This is a genomic window from Buttiauxella izardii (assembly GCF_003601925.1).
Classification (GTDB): domain Bacteria; phylum Pseudomonadota; class Gammaproteobacteria; order Enterobacterales; family Enterobacteriaceae; genus Buttiauxella; species Buttiauxella izardii.
The window spans coordinates 22,469-39,333 of record NZ_QZWH01000010.1 but is presented as its reverse complement, the minus strand read 5'-3'; the positions used below and the strand labels follow the sequence as shown (position 1 = coordinate 39,333).

The following is a 16,865-nucleotide window of genomic DNA, read 5'->3' as shown; positions in this document are numbered from 1 at the left end:
TTATTATTGCTCTCCGCTGCGTACTTCAGTGCTGCCATTCCCTGCCAACGCCGCTTTTGCCTGCTCGATGCTTCTTTGCACCACAGCCCGACGCTGATCGTTTGCGGGTAAGACTTGCAACATGATTTGCCATGCACCAATCGCTTCGCGGTAATTTTGTTGTTCAAAAGCATTAAATGCCAGAAGGCTTAATACGCGAACATTTGTATGATCTGCCTTGAGCATTTCACGCAGAAGATCCCCGGCAAGTTGGTTATCCTGCGGGTCGCCGCTGCGGGTCAATACTTCAGCATAGCCCAGCTTTGCATTACTGTTAGAGGGCGACAGTTTATACGCATGTGCAAAGGCTTGTGTAGCGGTAGATGCATTATTAAGAACCATACCAATTCGCCCCAGCATCATCCAGCCCTCAATATTATCGGGTTCGTGCTGCAAACGCGTGCGCAAACCCAGTCCGAGATCGGCCATTTCCGGCATATCCAGCGGTTTCGCCTGCGGGTCTAAAGCACGCTGCAAAAGCTGCGGCGTTTGCGCGGTAATTTGCTGCCAATGCCGCACCTTTTGCCAATCAGACGTTTTCAGATAAACGCCCACGCTCACCACAATCAACACCACCGCGCCCGGTGCGAAAAACCAGAAATGCGCTTTTCGGGTAGCGGTATGCTGTGCTTCGTTTTCAAGCTCGTCGTTAAAATGCACCCGCCGTTTGCGGCTGCGCAGCACAATCACACCCGCACCACCGAGAATAAATAGCAACGGTAGCACCCACAAAACGACGGTGGCTGGCGTCAATGGCGGTTCATAAGTCACAAAATTACCGTAACGCTGCACCATGTAATCAATAATCTGCTGCTTCGTTTTCCCCTGCTGCATCAGCTCGTACACTTTCAGACGCATATCAGAGGCAATCATCGCGTTGGAATCGGCAATGCTGTTGTTCTGGCATTTCGGGCAGCGCAACTGCTCGGTGAGCTGGCGGAACTGCTGTTCCTGCGCTTCATCTTTAAACTGGAAAGTGTCTATTGCCGCCAGGACATTAAACGAAAACAGGAATGCGACGATCAGTAGCCATCCGCGTTTCATGCCCCGGCCTCCTTATTGTATTTATCCCACAGCGGTTTGATTTCCTGCTGCCAGACGCGATCGTTAAGATCACCCGCATGGCGATAGCGAATGATCCCTTTGCCGTCGATCAGGAAGGTTTCCGGTGCGCCATAAACGCCCAAATCCAGGCCCAACATGCCGTTGCCGTCAAACAGGCTTAGCGCATACGGATTGCCCAGCTCGTTCAGCCAGGTAATCGCTTTATTGCGATCGTCTTTATAATTCATGCCGACCACGCGAATCCCCTGGGCTTTTAGGCCGTTAAGATATTGATGCTCTGCGCGGCAGGTCGGGCACCAAGTCGCCCACACGTTGAGCAACAACGGTTTGCCATCGGTGAGCACCGCCTGGTCGTAAATCTTGCCGGGGTTTTCCAGCGACTCAAGACGAAACACCGGAACCGGCTTGCCGACTAACGCAGATTCCAGATTCGTCGGGTCATCGCCCTGCGCATTACGCGTCAGTTGCCACAGCAACATCGCCGCCAGCAACAAAAACAGCACCAGCGGGATAAATAAAACTTTGCGATTCATGCAGCCTCCGGCTGGTTTTTACGCTGGCGATAACGCGGGTCGAACAGGCAGAACAGGCCGCCAATCGTCATCAAAATCCCGCCCATCCAAATCCAGCGCACGAACGGTTTGTAATACAGGCGCACTGCCCAGCTTCCGTCGTCCAATTCCTCGCCGAGCGCCGCGTACAGGTCACGCGTTACGCCACCGTCGATGGCCGCTTCGGTCATCATTGCGCGATTACTGTTATAGAAGCGCTTTTCCGCATGCAGCGTGGCTTCAGGTTTACCGTTGCGCGTGACGTCGATAATCCCCACGCCGCCACGGTAGTTCGGGCCGGTCAGTTCATGCACGTCACGGAACACAAAGTGATATTGATGAATGTCGATGCTGTCGCCTGCTTTCATCCGCACATCGCGTTCAATGCTGTAGTTCTGGCTAAACGCGATGCCGACTACCGTCACCGCCAGTCCCAGATGCCCAAACACCATGCCCCAGTGGCTGCGCGGTAATTTCCATAGCCCTTTCAGCAGGCCATAACGATGCGTGGCGCGGTCGTACACTTCGGTCAACGCCAGCACAAACACCCAGACCGCCATCAGCAAACCGACCACCGTCATCGCTTCAACGCGATCCTGCATCAGCCACGGCAGAATTAACGCCAGCGCGACGGTCACTACCACGGCAATCACCAGGCGCTTCACCAGCTTTTGCGGTTCATCACGACGCCAGCGCACTAACGGGCCAATACCAAGCAGCAGCGCAAACGGCGCCATCAGCGCGGTAAACATGGTATTGAAGAACGGTTCGCCGATAGAAATACTGCCCAGCCCAAGCTGTTTGTGCACCAGCGGTAGCAACGTGCCGAGTAACACCACTAGCATGGCGGCGATCAGTAATACGTTATTGCCGAGTAAAAAGGATTCCCGCGACCACAAACTGTTGCCGACACGCGAGCGCACTTTGCTACCTTTCACTGCGTACAGCAGCAGCGAGCCGCCAATCACAATCACCAGGAAGGCGAGGATAAACATGCCGCGCGCGGGGTCTGAGGCAAATGAATGCACCGATACCAGCACGCCGGAACGCACCAGGAAAGTTCCCAGCAAGCAAAGCGAAAACGCGGTAATCGCCAGCAGTACCGTCCAGGCTTTAAAGCTGCCGCGCTTTTCTGTTACTGAAAGCGAGTGAATCAGCGCCGTGCCCGCCAGCCACGGCATAAACGAGGCGTTTTCTACCGGGTCCCAGAACCACCAGCCGCCCCAGCCCAGCTCGTAATAAGCCCAGGCCGAACCTAACACAATGCCGATGGTTAAAAACGACCACGCCGCCAACGTCCACGGACGAGTCCAGCGTGCCCAGGCGGAATCGAGTTTCCCGGCCATTAATGCCGCAATTGAAAACGCAAACGCCACGGAGAAACCGACGTAACCCATGTACAGCAACGGCGGGTGGAAAATCAGCCCGATATCCTGCAACAGCGGGTTCAGGTCGCGCCCTTCAATCGGGAAATCCGGCAGCGTGCGGGTGAAAGGATTCGAAGTGAAAATGATAAACAACAGGAAGCCGAAATTAATCATCCCCATTACTGCCAGCACGCGCGCTACCGCATCTTGCGGCATGCTGCGGCTGAACAACGCCACGGCAAACGTCCAGCCGCTGAGCAGTAAAACCCACAACAGCAGCGAACCTTCATGCGCGCCCCAGGTGGCGGCCACGCGATACCAGACCGGCAATTCGGTGTTTGAGTTACTGGCGACGTACAGCACAGTGAAATCGTTCACCACAAACGCGTTCACCAGCACCAGGAAACAGGCACACAGCGTGATAAACAACGCCCACGCCAACGGGCGGGATGAGGCCATCAAACGCGAGTCATTACGCGCCACGCCCCACAACGGGTAAACACTGAGTAACAATGACCAGCCAAGTGCCAGGCAAAGCAAGAAACTGCCGATTTCTGGCATCATGAAGCGTTATCCTTATAGGCCTGTGGCGCGCGCTGGTGATTTTTATCCATCGCTTCTTTCACTTCTGGCGGCGTGTAATTTTCATCGTGCTTCGCCAGCACTTCTTTCGCTTCTATGCGGTTTCCCGTTTCGAACACGCCTTGTGCGACCACCCCCTGCCCCTCACGGAACAAATCCGGCAAAATGCCAACGTAGCTGACATCCACCACGCCGCTGGCATCGTAAAGTTTGAACGTCACTTTCAGCGTTTGGTTATCGCGCTTCACGCTGCCCGGCTGAACCATCCCGCCTACGCGTAAACGCTGCCCGACTTCCGGCAACTGATGGCTTTCGCCTTTGCCATAGAGGATTTCGCTCGGCGTATAAAACAGGTCGATATTGCTGCGCAGCGCGTACAATACCAGCGTGATGGTCAGCCCCAACCCGACCAGCACCGCCAGCGCCAGATAAAGTCGATTTTTGCGACGAGTATTCATTCAGTTCCCTCTGCTTGCCGTGCCGCCTGGATCCGTTTTTCCCGTGCCTGCTGGCGCGAGACAGAATTTAAAATGGTGCGGCGCTGCATACGGGTATGCACCACCAACAGGAATAATGGGATAAATGTCAGCGCGACGGCGAGCCAGACGTAAAACGCATAACCGCCCATGGCGAAAAAGTCTGCCCAGTTTAAAAAGGCGCTATTCATGCGTTTCTCCCTTTATTCGCCAGCTCCATTACCCACGGGCGACGCTGTTCCTGAAGCAAAATGAGGTTACGCAGGCGCATTAACGTCAGCGTGATAAACAGCATCAGGAAACCGAAAATCGTCAGGCGCAGCGGCGTGCGCATGGAAGGGTCGATACTTTGCTGCATATTGGTCGAACCCTGATGCAGCGTGTTCCACCACTCGACGGAGAAATGGATAATCGGCAAATTCACCACACCCACCAGCACCAGAATGCCCGCCGCACGCCCCGCCAGGCGGCGGTCGTCAAACGCGTTATAAAGCGCAATCACGCCGATATAGAGAAACAGCAGCACCAGTTCGGATGTCAGACGCGCATCCCACACCCACCAGGTTCCCCACATCGGTTTACCCCAGGCGGAACCGGTGACCAGAGCGATAAAGGTAAACACCGCGCCAACAGGAGCCATCGCTGCCACGGCGAGGTCAGACATTTTCATCTGCCACACCAGGCCGATAAACGCCGCCACCGCCATCGAGCCGTAAATCCCCATCGACCAGATAGCCGCCGGGACATGCAGATACATGATGCGGTAGCTTTGGCCTTGTTGGTAATCCGCAGGCGCAAAACCGAAGCCCCAGAGACAACCGACCACCAACAGCACCGCGCTGACTAGCGCAAACCACGGCACCAGACGCCCGCAAAGCAGGTAAAGCCGCTCGGGTTTAGCGAGCTGATGTAACCATTTCCACATAATCATTTGCTCACAAAATATCGACAAAATCGGGTTAGAACTTGTAGGTCGGATAAGCGAAGCGTCATCCGACATTTTTAATTATTGAATACTCACACGTAGCGCCGCCGCTGTCGCAAACGGGCTTAACGTCGCACTGCCCGCCAGCAGCGCACCTAAAATGGCCAGATACCCATCGACCGGAAGATGCATAGAAGCCGCATCCATCGCCGCAGTGGCAAAAATCAGCAGCGGAATCGTGAGCGGTAAAACCAGCAAACTCAGCAGCACGCCGCTGCGCCGTAATCCCACCGTTAAACCCACGCCCGGCGCGCCGAGGAAACTCAATGTCGGCGTCCCAATAAGCAGCGTCAGCGCCATCACCTGCCAGCCGTAAAAATCCATACCTAACAGCAATGCGGCGAGCGGCGAGAGGATCAGCAGCGGCAACCCCGTCACCACCCAGTGAGCGGTCACTTTCGCTAACACCACCATCGGCAAAGGGATCGGCAACAGCATCAGTTGCTCAAGCGTGCCATCCTGGAAGTCATCACGAAATAATCTGTCCATCGCCAGTAACGACGCCAGCAGCGCCGCTACCCAAATCACGCCCGGCGCAATACGCGCCAGAAGCTGCGGCTCCGGGCCAATTCCCAAAGGAAACAGGGTGATAACAATCAGAAAGAACCACAGAGGATTGGCGATTTCCGCGCCTTTGCGGAACACCACGCGCAGCTCATGCAGGAAAATTCGGCGCATCATGCCAGGATCTCCTGCAAATGAATCTGACGAACCTTCTCAACCGCCAACGGCTGATGCGTAGTAAGAATCACCATGCCGCCATTTTCGGTGTGGCGCTGTAACTGGCGAGTGAGTTTTTCTACGCCCGTCACATCAATCGCGGTAAAAGGCTCATCCAGAATCCAGAGTTTTTGCGAACTTAACCACAAACGCGCCAGCGCCACTCGACGCTGCTGCCCGGCAGAAAGTTGGTTAACCGGCACATCTTCAAAACCCAACAAACCCACTTCAGTGAGTGCTTGCCAACGTAGGGATTCCGCGCTTTGAGCGTGATAAAAGCTCAGATTTTCAAATGCGGTAAGAACGGTTTTGATGCCAGGCTGATGCCCAAGCCACAGCAAATCCTGATGATATTGATAACGTGCGCGGGATAAACCTTCGCCCTGCCACTTGACTTCGCCTTCTTCCACCTGCGCAAGCCCCGCCAGAATCCGCAACAGTGACGTTTTCCCCGCGCCATTTTTGCCCGCGATTTGCACCATCTCACCTGGCGATACGCTAAACGACAGCTCGCTAAATAACGTGCGGTCATCGCGGATGCAGGTCAGGTTAATCGCTTCTAGCATTTGGGGAGTCGCTCCTTGTCTCGGGATGCAAAATCATAACACATCAGAGGCTTTGCTCCAGTTGGGCTAGCGCCGCTGCGGTACTCCAAAAGAGGTAATCCGCACACCCGAGATCAAAATTATCTCAATTTAGCCCGCAAGGCGGGGAACAACGCCAAAAGCCGCTACGCTTAGATGAGTCAATAATGAGTGAGTGGCCTTAAAAATGGGTGAAATTAAAGAAGAAAAAATCAACAAGTCCACCGATGAAATTGAGGTCGAAAGTGACGAAAAAGATCACGGGGAAGAAATTGAAGTAGACGAGGAACAACTGCCATCGCGGGCAATGGCGATTCACGAACACATTCGCCAGGACGGGGAAAAGGAGCTGGAACGCGACGCAATGGCGCTGTTTTGGTCAGCGGTTGCCGCCGGGTTATCGATGGGCGCATCGCTGCTGGCAAAAGGGATATTTCACGTCAATCTCGAAGGCGTGCCCGGCAGTTTCTTACTCGAAAACCTCGGCTACACCTTTGGCTTTATCATCGTCATTATGGCGCGCCAACAACTGTTTACTGAAAACACCGTTACCGCCGTCCTGCCCGTGATGCAAAAGCCGAGCGGCAGCAACTTCCTGCTGTTGATGCGATTATGGGGCATGGTTCTGTTGGGGAACATTATCGGCACCGGCCTTGCGGCTTATGCGTTTGAATATATGCCGATATTTGACGAAGAAACCCGCGATGCGTTCGTTTCTATCGGCATGGATGTGATGCACAACACGCCGGGGGAGATGTTCGCCAACGCGATTATTTCCGGCTGGATTATCGCCACCATGGTGTGGATGTTCCCGTCTGCGGGGGCGGCAAAAATCGTGGTGATCATCATCATGACCTGGCTGGTCGCGCTCGGTGATTTAACTCATATCGTGGTCGGCTCGGTGGAAATCCTCTACCTCGTCTTTAACGGCACCATTCACTGGAGCGAATTCTTCTGGCCGTTCGCCCTGCCAACCCTTGCGGGCAACATTTGCGGCGGCACGTTTATCTTCGCGCTGATAAGCCACGCGCAAATCCGTAACGATATGAGCAACAAGAAAAAAGCCGAGGCGAAAGCTAAAGCGAAACGCAAACAGGAAGTTGAAGGCGGCGCAGAACCGGACAAAAGCGAAAAGCAGACGCGGCGCACATAAAACTGGTTACGTTTCAGGCAATCAGCAGGCCAGCCCCTTAACGGCAAGCCAAAAGCGGGTATACTACTGCCCGCAATACCTGTTTGTTGGGTATAAATACCCAAAATAATTCGAGTTGTATGAAGGCGGCGACGCAGTGAATCCCCTGGAGCTTACTCCAGTAAGTGACTGGGGTGAACGAGGAAGCCAACGCACAGACAACTTGAAGTATGAAGGGTATTTGTCCTCTTAGTTAAATGGATATAACAAGCCCCTCCTAAGGGCTAGTTGCAGGTTCGATTCCTGCAGGGGACACCATTCACACACATCCTGCCGTCTACTTAAGTCTGTAAAACCCCAATAAATCAACCTATATAGCCATATCCCAGTATCTCAACGTCTACTAACATCTATTGAAATCTACAGTCATATGGGGGTACATTTGGGGGTAGCTTCCCGTTCAATGAAATGAGATACCCCCAACATGAAACTTAATGCCCGCCAGGTAAGCACCGCCAAGGGAAAAGATAAGCCGTATAAGTTGGCAGATGGTGGCGGCCTATATCTGTTAGTGAATCCGAATGGATCTAAGTACTGGCGGCTAAAGTATCGTGCTGCAGGCAAAGAAAAACTGCTTGCTGTGGGGGTATACCCTGATGTGCTTTTGGCTGATGCCAGAGTAAAGCGCGACGAGGCAAAAAGGGTAATTGCTGCTGGTGGTGATCCGGGAGCGTTAAAGCAGGAAGAGAAGCGAGAGAAGGAGCGGGCTGTTATTAACTCTTTCAAGTCTGTCGCTTTGGAATGGCATGTATATAAATCTGCAAAGTGGACGAAAGAGTATGCCGATTCAATGCTGGCATGCCTTGAAATGGATGTATTCCCATTTATTGGCAAAGCCGACATTACCAGCCTGACACCCACCGACATGCTGGAAGTGCTGCGCAAGATGGAATTGCGCAATGTTCTGCACAAGCTGAAAAAAGTCAGACAGGCATGTAAGCAGATTTATACCTTTGCCATTATCACTGGCAAAGCCAAGCACAACCCGGTGTCTGATTTATCAGGAGCGCTTCTCACGCCAAAGCAAAGCCACTTTCCTCACTTGAAAGTTGAGCAAATACCAGCATTTCTCTCATCCTTGAATGACTACAGCGGAAGCCGGCTGACTCGCAACGGTACGCGCCTATTGATGCTCACCGGATTGAGAACAATTGAGCTACGTGCTTCAGAGTGGTCTGATATCGACTTTGAAAAAGGTATCTGGCAGATCCCCGCCGAACGGATGAAGATGAGACGTCCCCACGTTGTGCCATTATCCAGACAGGCAAAATCTTTGCTTGAAGATATCCACCAGCTTACCGGACGCGGAAAGTATGTATTCCCCGGGCGTAACGATGCTGGCAAACCAATGAGTGAAGCCAGCATAAACCAAGTGATTAAACGCATTGGCTATGATGGGAAAGCAACAGGCCACGGCTTCCGCCACACCATGAGTACCATTCTGCATGAACAGGGATACAACACTGCCTGGATTGAAACGCAGCTCGCTCACGTTGATAAGAACTCCATCCGTGGCACGTACAACCATGCCCAATATCTGGATGGTCGCCGGGAAATGCTTCAGTGGTATGCCGACTATATGGATAGCCTAGAACGAGGCGGGAATGTGGTACATGGCACATTTGGGAAATTAGCATCACTGGATGGATAGACAGTAAAAAAAGACCGTAGTAGACTTTAGTAGACGATACAGAATAAGGCTATGTCTAGGCTGATCCCCGAAAACCCGCACACCTCTGCGGGCTGGCATAGCCCCTAATATTAGAGGGCGTGAGGTGGCGCGATGAATTTTTTTAAACAAATTGAAAATGAACGTAGCGAATTTATTCCGTTATTTCAAATAATTCACGAAATTGCTTATCTTGAGACGGTGACACCAAATGAAGTCGCAGCATCTTTACATCGAGAATTAGAAATCCCATTCGATATGAACCTGAATTTATATCATTATGATATTACTGATGGCTTTGTTGGGTTAACACACAAGGAAACACTTGACGTGTTAGAACGAGTCGCTAAAACATGGGTTTGCCCTCTCCCAGCTGGAGTTGCAGAACGGGCCAAAAATATTGTTAAGCTAGGGTATCCAACGTATGAAGAATATCGAAAAAATTGGAAAACCGAACGAATTGTAATTATAAAACAAATCGGGAATCATGATTTTCATGATTATGATGTTGGTATAAAAGCAACTGAGTTTGTGTTATTTCTTAAATCAATAAAATTCCCCACCCTCCCACCTTCAATTGCGAATCTTTCTACCCCGTCAATTAAAAAGATAATACTTACATATAACAGCAGCTCGCTAGACTCGCTAGAAGATAATTGCACTGTGACATCTGATAACAGTGACAATTGTCCAAAAAATGAAATGGGTGCTCAATGGCAAGAATTTCATGGAAGAGAAACCGCATTGTTAATGATTGCTGGCATGGCCGTCGCACTGGAAAAGGCTGGTGGAAAATATGTTCGTGCCGGAAAAATGAATAAATCTGCGATTGCGGAAAGTGCCAAGAAAGCAATCAATGATTTTGGCCTTGGAACCACATTGACAGACAGAGCGTTAAGAGACCTATTGAATACAGCCTTAGATCGTAATCTCACCAAGCTGGAAGAGTGATAATGGTTGCAAGGAAGTCACTTAGGCTGGGTGACTTCCAATTTCTGTAGTGTTTTTTTTATTCATCTAGAAACCTCTTCCAAAACTGCCTCCCCACTCCTAAAACCACCATATTTCACTTCCAAATAAAGTAATTACGGCTTCCATCTAATTCACTCTGACTTCCACAAAGCACAGCTTTTTTCTGTTTGAATGTACTGGCAAACCGTAATAGACGCCACGAGGTAAATATGTCGCAATCACTAATTCGATTCTCCGAAGTTCAAAAACGCACAGGTTACAGCAAGGCGTGGTTATATCGCCTGATGAGCGAGAAGCGTTTTCCTGCCGCAATTAAAATTGGCTCACGCTCAATCGCATTCATTGAAAGTGAAGTAGATGAGTGGATTAATCAGCGCATTGCTGAATCTCGTGGCGAGGTGGCGTAATGGAAAATAACCGCCCAGAACTGCAGACGGCTTTGTCAGATACTCGCATGTCTGATATTACGCCCGCCACCAGCACCATTCAACCAACCAAACGCACACCTAAGAAGCACCGCGCCCGCGTGTATATGCTCAGAACTGGCATAGAGGGATGGACTGAAAACGATATTCTCCGCTATTGCCGCTTATCGTCTGGGCGAAACTATGGATCCGAGTTAGAGCGCAGCCTTGATATTCAACTGGAGCGTATCGATGAGAAGAATCCGGATGGTATCGGTAGCCACTTACGTTATCGCATTACCTGCCGAGCTGATGCCATGCGTGTTATCCAACTTGTGAACTGTAACGCCAGTGCCGGGAGTTATATCGGCCTTTCATCCCAACAGATTGACGACATCCTTATCCTTTACCCGGACGCATTTAACGCTGCATAACGGAGCCTGAAATATGAAACTCGAAAAACGCAGATTAACTTCTGAGGCCTCCCCTCAGCCAGCCACCAGCCTGGGCGGTATTAGCAATAATGACTTTGCTGCCATTGTTCCTGTTATTTCCGGTCAAATTGGCGGGCGTGAAACCAATATTGCGAGCGCGAAAGCGTTACATAAAGCAATGGGCGTAGGGCGTGATTATTCAACGTGGCTTGCCGAGCGCATTAAAGAGTATGGATTTGAACAAAGCGTTGATTACGTGATTTTTGATTCCCCAAATCCGGGGAACCAAAGTACACAATTTAATCAGCATTGCGAGGGATGGAAAACGAAGCGAGGTGGTGACCGACGCAGCAAAGATCATGGTCTTTCTCTGAGTATGGCTAAAGAGTTGGCAATGGTTGAGCGCAACGAGCAGGGCCGCGCCGTTCGCCGTTACTTCATCCAGTGCGAGGAAGCGTTAAGCCGCAGCGCTCCGGAGATTGCCGCGCAGTACCGCCGTCAGCTTAAAGCCCGTATTGGTGCCGCAAACCTGTTTAAGCCAATGTGTGCCGCTCTCGATACAGCTCGAGCTGAGCAGGGCAAGCAGACATTGCCACGCCATTACAGCAACGAAAGCAACATGATCGCCCGCATTGTGCTGGGCGGGCTGACGGCTAAGCAGTGGGCGCAGGTTAGCGGTATTGCCGGTGAGCCTCGAGACAGCATGACTGCCGAGCAGCTTGAGCACCTGACATATCTGGAAAGCACTAACATCACCCTGATCGATATGGGCATGGCCTACGACCAGCGCAAAGCTGAACTTATTCGCTTGTCTCAACGTTGGTTAGCCAAGCGTCTGGGAGCCAATCATGCTTAATGCTGCCGTCCAGAATAAGGGCTTTTCCCTGGCTGGCCTGTTATCAAATGTTATGGTCCAGGACTCAGCGAAATATTCCGCTCAGTTCCTAACAAATCCTAACGATAAATCAGCCGAAAGTTTGGCTGATTACCTGTCAAAACCTGACATCGAAAACCTTATAAAACCTAATGTCCATAAGTGCGCGATGAGTGGTGGCCAAGGTTTTATTACGGTCACCACGCGAGCAGCGGAAGGTTTCTCGGAAATCATCACGCGAGCTGAAGATTTTAATTACGTCACTACGCGAGCAGACAAAGGTTTATGCGGGGTCATATCGCAAGACGGGAAGGTTTTTCGGACATCACAATGCGAGAGCGGGAGTTTATGCAACAGTACGCGCCCGCGCGCGAGGACTTCCCGTGTATTAGCTCCTTCAGAAAACTTCAGTTCTAATCTGCGCCTGTGTTTGAAGGTTTTTCTGAAGTCACTACGCGAGGGGCGGGGTTTCGCGACAAGTACGCGCGCCCGAGGGGAGTTTTCGGAGTCCATAAAAAAGGGCGACGAGTTCCGCAGCACCATAAAAAAGGGCTTGCAGCCATCCGTTGCTATGGGATACGGTAACGACGCACCAGCAAAATCTGGTGCCGGGATTGGTCTCCCGGATAACACAAAGGCGACACATGACGCGCCTAGCGTCTTTTTTTGTGTCGACGGTTTGGCTCACACTTTTTTCAGCGTTGCGGTTATAATCCGCGCCGCTCACGAAATTATGGTGGGCTGGATGGGGGCTTCTTCGGAAGCGCCGGGTTCCTTTGTGTCCGGTAAGACCAACTCTGTCCAGCTCACCACCAGCAAGATTGGTCTCTTCGGTGGTGATTTAAATCACACAAAGGAGGCTGCCTCATGGCTACTACCCTCGCCCAAGTTACACCAGAATTTATCTGGATTATCGCCGCAGTTCGCCGCGATTGTCCGACAATCACAGCTGTTATCCACCATATCCCTGCTATTTCAGAACAAGAAGCACGCCGCGTTCTTGCGCGTGACCATGTTTGCTTCTTTGCTGGTCGCATCCTCGTACAGGGGGTGTCACATGCTTAAAACCTACGATTTAACCGTCGATCCTATAGAGCGCACTGCGCAATTAATCTCACTGGCTGAGTTGATGCGCGATGTTCTCGAAAGCGATTCAGATAACCGTGATAAATACCTGGCTGCCCTCGTTGGTCTTTTCGATATCTCCATTCGTGATCTGCATTGTCTGCTGGAAGGTAATCAACTGCCGGAGGTGGTGGCATGAAATGGAATAATGCAATAACCAAACTTCCGCAATTCAAGGCAGCAATGCAAAGAGTCTCGCAGATTGAGTGCCTGCTGCTTGCTGTCGAGTTTGCCAGTGACCAACTGGACGTAACAGTGATGGAAGGAGCAATTGGTGGCATACGTTCACTCGCTGGCTCAGCCTATAGAGATCTGGAAAGAGTGCAGGAAACTGAGAGCGAATCACGGGGAGGTCAGGCGTGAGCATTTCATTTACCGATATTGATCAGCAGGAAAATGAGCTGAAAAAAGCGCGGGCAATCTTGAGCCTGTTAATCGATGCCTTGCCTTCCGACGATGATAGTGAGCAGGCGTGGGCGCTGTCAGCGGTGTTTGACGTGGTTCACCGCGTTGCCAGTCAGTTGAATGCGCTTTCTGAAAGGGATTTAAAGCAGAAGCGAGCTGAAAAACCGGGGGCCGCAAAATGACCGAGCAAACCAACGCGCTATCTGAAAAGGCTGAGTACGCCCTGAGTGATGAACTGGCTAAGCAGGTCGCCAGAATTGCCGGAGCTGTCTGGGTTCATAACCTGTATGTGAATGGTGTTGAGTCAACCACGCTACATACGCCAGAAGGCCGGGAGGTTGAGACAGAACTCAAACCGGTAGATGTGACTGAACTGATTGATGCCGTCCTTCTTCCACTGATGAAGTTAGCGCACAAGGAAGCATGGAAGTTAACGGCTTCAGCGGAGTTTGATATGTGGCTGGATGATGAGGGGCAGCTCTCTGAATACGGTCAGATTAAATGGAAAACGCTGATGGACTACATAGCCAGGGCGGTTGATTACACGGGGTACGGTGATGCGAAACATTGATGTGATCCGTGAGGTAGCTGAGGTCGCTCGCGGTAAGTGGCCTGACGTGCTCTCAATGCTGGATATAAACGTTCCCGCTTCACCTCGTGCGCAGGCTGCTTGTCCAGCTTGTGGTGGCAAAGACCGGTTCCGTTTTGATGATAATGGGCGCGGTGCGCATTTCTGCAATGTATGTGGTGCGGGTGATGGTCTCGAGCTGGTGAAGAAAGTGAATCGCTGTGATGCCGCAGAAGCAGCCCGTTTGGTTGCAGGTGTGTTGGGTATTGATTACCGGGCAGCCGAACCGGTAGCCAGCCAGAACAAAGGGCAACTGGAAGCAGAGCGCCAGCAGCGGGAACAAGAACGCGACCAGAAAGCCGCAGAGGATGCGGTAAAGCGCCGTAATGCCTTCACCACCAGATACCAGGCACTGGCAGAACAAGCCGCGCCGGGCGAAAGCGAATACCTGAAAGCCAAAGGACTGGGGGGCTTCACTTACCCGGCTCTCTCTGATGGTTCACTGCTGCTGGCGCTGGTGGGTGAGTCAGGGGATGTAACCGCAGCGCAGACAATTACACCGCATGGTGAAAAGAAAGTGCTCTACGGCTCAGCCAAGCGAGGCGCTTATCACGCTGTAAACGCACCAGAAGCACCGCAGATGGTTTTAATTGGCGAAGGGCTGGCAAATACCTTAACGGCTCACCTGATGCTGCCTGATGCGCTTGCGGTGGCAGCAATAGACGCTGGCAACATGATCCACATTGCTGAGCTTATGCGTCGGAGATATCCGGAGGCAAGAATTGTCCTTTGTGCAGATAACGACTGGCATAAGCCCGGTGAGCTGGACGATCAGGGAAAGCCAAAGGTAAACACTGGAAAAGTTATGGCAGAAAAAGCAGCGAAAGCTGTTTCAGGGTGGGTGTCCATGCCACCAGGGGAATGCAAAGCTGACTGGGACGATTACCGCCAGTTACATGGTATCGACGCTGCCACCAGCGCCTTTAACAATGAGATGTACGCTATGAACACTAACACCGCTCCAACGCTGACGCTGGTTGCAGGAAACAAGCCTAAACGTGAGGAACTGAAACCCTATATATCTGCTCGACACGGCGGTTTGTTCTGGGTTGAACCCAAGGTGAATAACGATACCGGCGACATTGACGAGAAAGAAACATGGCTATGCGATGAGCTGGAAACGGTGGGGATCGGTCAGGACGGGCGCGAGAACTATCTGGTTATTCGCCTGAAACCAGAGGGAAGCAGTGCCGTAATGTTTGAAGCGGTACCACGGCGCGAGGTGGGACAGCCTGCTGGATGGGGGCGTCTGCGCTCTCGCGGGGTGAACATCACTACACGTAAATCATTGCTCGATATTCTGGGTGATCACCTGCAAAGACGTGGTGAACGTACGCCATGGACGATAACTCAAACAGCGGGTTGGCATTGTGGCGCTTATGTCATGCCTGACGGTGAGATTGTCGGTGTTCCTGATATGCCTGTGGCGTTCTGTGGCGGCACGTCTGCGGTGGCGGGTTATATAGTGCGTGGTAATACAAAACAATGGCGTGAGAACGTAGCCGCGCTGATGCGTGGCAATCAGTCAATGATGCTGGGAGCGCTGGTGGCCTTTGCCGCACCACTTAACTCCCTGGCGGGTGGTTCTTGCTTTGGTATTCACCTGTTTGCTCAGTCTTCAGCCGGGAAGACAACAACAGTGGAAGCGGCATCGAGCATCTACGGCGTCCCGGATATGTTGAAACTATCCTGGTTCACTACGGCCTACGGCATGACTGTGGAGGCGGCATCCCGTAACGATGGGTTCTTACCCATTGATGAAATCGGTCAGGGAGGCGATGCAAAGCAGGTATCCACCAGCGCCTATACCCTTTTTAACGGTGTAGGAAAGGTACAGGGTGCCAAGGAAGGTGGAAACCGTGCGGTGTTGCGCTGGACGGTCTCAGCCCTTAGTACCGGCGAGGAAGACTTTGAGACCTTCATGCTCAAACATGGCATGAGTCCGAAGGCCGGGCAACTGGTGCGCCTGGTGAGTGTGCCGTTTATCGATACCGTGGAGTTTAACGGCATGGATGATGGCGATCAGCATTCTCGCGCGATTAAGCGAGAGGCAGCTCGTTGTTGCGGGTCAGTTGGGCGTGAATGGATTGCTCTGCTCGCAGCAGACAAAGAAACTGCCATTCAGATGGTGAGTAGCAAGGAAAATGAGTGGCTTGATAGCCTGCCAGAGGGTGCCTCCGCGCAGGTGAAGCGTGTGGCGACTCGCTTTGCATTGCTCGACGCAGCAGCCACCTTATCCGCGCAGCTTACCGGTTGGGGCTCCGAGGAATGCGCCGCTGCCGTTCGCCAGAGCTTCAAAGACTGGCTGGAGAATTATGGTTTGGGTAATCGTGAGAAACACCAGGTGGTAACCCGTGCTCGTGACTTTATTCAGCGTTACGGCCTGTCACGCTTCCAGCCTTACACCACCAGCAAGACCAATGGGAACATGGATCAGACCCATGCGCGGAGCATTCAGAACCTTGCAGGGTATCTGGTGGATGGTCGGCGTGAAGACGGCCGGAAGGAATATCACGTCATCCCTTCTGTATTTGAAGCGGAGATCCTCGCTGGTATTCAGAAGAAGCTGGGCGGTGAAGCCCTTGATGATGCCGGAATGCTGGTGCGGAAGGAAAAGGGACGCCTTGACAGTCGCACAATCAGTATCAATGGCACACAGCAGCGCTTTGTGGTTCTGGTGGATGTTGAAGAAGACTAAGCCAGCCAGTTATAAATCTCTCATACGCGAGTAAATGTCTGGGATAAGTGGGATAGCGGGATAAGTTAAATATGAATGCTTATATTACAGTTAGT

The 16,865-nt window shown here is 52.0% G+C and carries 19 protein-coding genes and 1 tRNA gene; 12 read left to right on the top strand and 8 right to left on the bottom strand.

Annotated elements, in window-relative coordinates; all coding sequences use genetic code 11:
- Window positions 1-3 precede the first annotated feature (3 nt).
- The 8 genes from D6029_RS06775 to ccmA all read right to left on the bottom strand — a co-directional run bounded on the left by D6029_RS06775 (window position 4) and on the right by ccmA (window position 6,351).
- Window positions 4-1,083, bottom strand: coding sequence for a cytochrome c-type biogenesis protein CcmH (locus D6029_RS06775; RefSeq protein ID WP_120064029.1), 1,080 nt, complete (start codon window positions 1,081-1,083; stop codon window positions 4-6).
- Complete coding sequence (gene dsbE, locus D6029_RS06770) at window positions 1,080-1,637, bottom strand: thiol:disulfide interchange protein DsbE (RefSeq protein WP_120064028.1); 558 nt, start codon at window positions 1,635-1,637, stop codon at window positions 1,080-1,082. Before dsbE ends, D6029_RS06775 begins: the two co-directional genes overlap by 4 nt.
- Window positions 1,634-3,586, bottom strand: coding sequence for a heme lyase CcmF/NrfE family subunit (locus D6029_RS06765; protein WP_120064027.1), 1,953 nt, complete (start codon window positions 3,584-3,586; stop codon window positions 1,634-1,636). Before D6029_RS06765 ends, dsbE begins: the two co-directional genes overlap by 4 nt.
- Window positions 3,583-4,062, bottom strand: coding sequence for a cytochrome c maturation protein CcmE (ccmE, locus tag D6029_RS06760; RefSeq protein ID WP_120064026.1), 480 nt, complete (start codon window positions 4,060-4,062; stop codon window positions 3,583-3,585). Before ccmE ends, D6029_RS06765 begins: the two co-directional genes overlap by 4 nt.
- Window positions 4,059-4,271, bottom strand: a complete 213-nt coding sequence (gene ccmD / locus D6029_RS06755) for a heme exporter protein CcmD (protein WP_120064025.1) — start codon at window positions 4,269-4,271, stop codon at window positions 4,059-4,061. The genes ccmE and ccmD overlap by 4 nt, the downstream gene beginning before the upstream one ends.
- Entirely contained in the window at window positions 4,268-5,005 is a 738-nt protein-coding gene (locus D6029_RS06750; RefSeq protein ID WP_120064024.1) for a heme ABC transporter permease, read from the bottom strand. The genes ccmD and D6029_RS06750 overlap by 4 nt, the downstream gene beginning before the upstream one ends.
- Before the next feature lie 81 nt (window positions 5,006-5,086).
- Complete coding sequence (ccmB, locus tag D6029_RS06745; protein WP_120064023.1) at window positions 5,087-5,746, bottom strand: heme exporter protein CcmB; 660 nt, start codon at window positions 5,744-5,746, stop codon at window positions 5,087-5,089.
- Window positions 5,743-6,351, bottom strand: a complete 609-nt coding sequence (gene ccmA / locus D6029_RS06740; RefSeq protein ID WP_120064022.1) for a cytochrome c biogenesis heme-transporting ATPase CcmA — start codon at window positions 6,349-6,351, stop codon at window positions 5,743-5,745. Before ccmA ends, ccmB begins: the two co-directional genes overlap by 4 nt.
- Window positions 6,352-6,556: 205 nt before the next feature.
- Here ccmA and D6029_RS06735 point away from each other — a divergent pair, with 205 nt between their 5' ends.
- The 12 genes from D6029_RS06735 to D6029_RS06670 all read left to right on the top strand — a co-directional run bounded on the left by D6029_RS06735 (window position 6,557) and on the right by D6029_RS06670 (window position 16,770).
- Window positions 6,557-7,522: a formate/nitrite transporter family protein gene (locus tag D6029_RS06735; protein WP_418230248.1), complete on the top strand. Its 966-nt coding sequence runs from the start codon at window positions 6,557-6,559 to the stop codon at window positions 7,520-7,522.
- 222 nt (window positions 7,523-7,744) lie between these two features.
- A tRNA-Arg gene (locus D6029_RS06730) sits at window positions 7,745-7,819 on the top strand.
- A gap of 166 nt (window positions 7,820-7,985) precedes the next feature.
- Window positions 7,986-9,212: a tyrosine-type recombinase/integrase gene (locus tag D6029_RS06725; protein WP_120064021.1), complete on the top strand. Its 1,227-nt coding sequence runs from the start codon at window positions 7,986-7,988 to the stop codon at window positions 9,210-9,212.
- A gap of 132 nt (window positions 9,213-9,344) precedes the next feature.
- Complete coding sequence (locus tag D6029_RS06720; RefSeq protein ID WP_120064020.1) at window positions 9,345-10,181, top strand: hypothetical protein; 837 nt, start codon at window positions 9,345-9,347, stop codon at window positions 10,179-10,181.
- A gap of 230 nt (window positions 10,182-10,411) precedes the next feature.
- The gene (locus D6029_RS06715) at window positions 10,412-10,609 is read left to right on the top strand and encodes a helix-turn-helix transcriptional regulator (protein WP_120064019.1); all 198 of its coding nucleotides are present in this window, start codon (window positions 10,412-10,414) and stop codon (window positions 10,607-10,609) included.
- Window positions 10,609-11,040, top strand: a complete 432-nt coding sequence (locus tag D6029_RS06710) for a hypothetical protein (protein ID WP_120064018.1) — start codon at window positions 10,609-10,611, stop codon at window positions 11,038-11,040. Before D6029_RS06715 ends, D6029_RS06710 begins: the two co-directional genes overlap by 1 nt.
- A 13-nt stretch (window positions 11,041-11,053) precedes the next feature.
- Window positions 11,054-11,896 carry an antA/AntB antirepressor family protein gene (locus D6029_RS06705; RefSeq protein ID WP_120064017.1) on the top strand — a complete coding sequence of 281 codons (843 nt, stop codon included), beginning with the start codon at window positions 11,054-11,056 and terminating at the stop codon, window positions 11,894-11,896.
- Entirely contained in the window at window positions 11,889-13,178 is a 1,290-nt protein-coding gene (locus D6029_RS22795; protein ID WP_472297466.1) for an ash family protein, read from the top strand. Before D6029_RS06705 ends, D6029_RS22795 begins: the two co-directional genes overlap by 8 nt.
- Window positions 13,175-13,402: a hypothetical protein gene (locus tag D6029_RS06685; RefSeq protein WP_120064016.1), complete on the top strand. Its 228-nt coding sequence runs from the start codon at window positions 13,175-13,177 to the stop codon at window positions 13,400-13,402. The genes D6029_RS22795 and D6029_RS06685 overlap by 4 nt, the downstream gene beginning before the upstream one ends.
- The gene (locus D6029_RS06680; protein ID WP_120064015.1) at window positions 13,399-13,626 is read left to right on the top strand and encodes a hypothetical protein; all 228 of its coding nucleotides are present in this window, start codon (window positions 13,399-13,401) and stop codon (window positions 13,624-13,626) included. Before D6029_RS06685 ends, D6029_RS06680 begins: the two co-directional genes overlap by 4 nt.
- Entirely contained in the window at window positions 13,623-14,015 is a 393-nt protein-coding gene (locus D6029_RS06675) for a hypothetical protein (protein ID WP_120064014.1), read from the top strand. The genes D6029_RS06680 and D6029_RS06675 overlap by 4 nt, the downstream gene beginning before the upstream one ends.
- Complete coding sequence (locus D6029_RS06670) at window positions 14,002-16,770, top strand: DUF927 domain-containing protein (RefSeq protein ID WP_120064013.1); 2,769 nt, start codon at window positions 14,002-14,004, stop codon at window positions 16,768-16,770. The genes D6029_RS06675 and D6029_RS06670 overlap by 14 nt, the downstream gene beginning before the upstream one ends.
- Window positions 16,771-16,865: the final 95 nt, after the last annotated feature.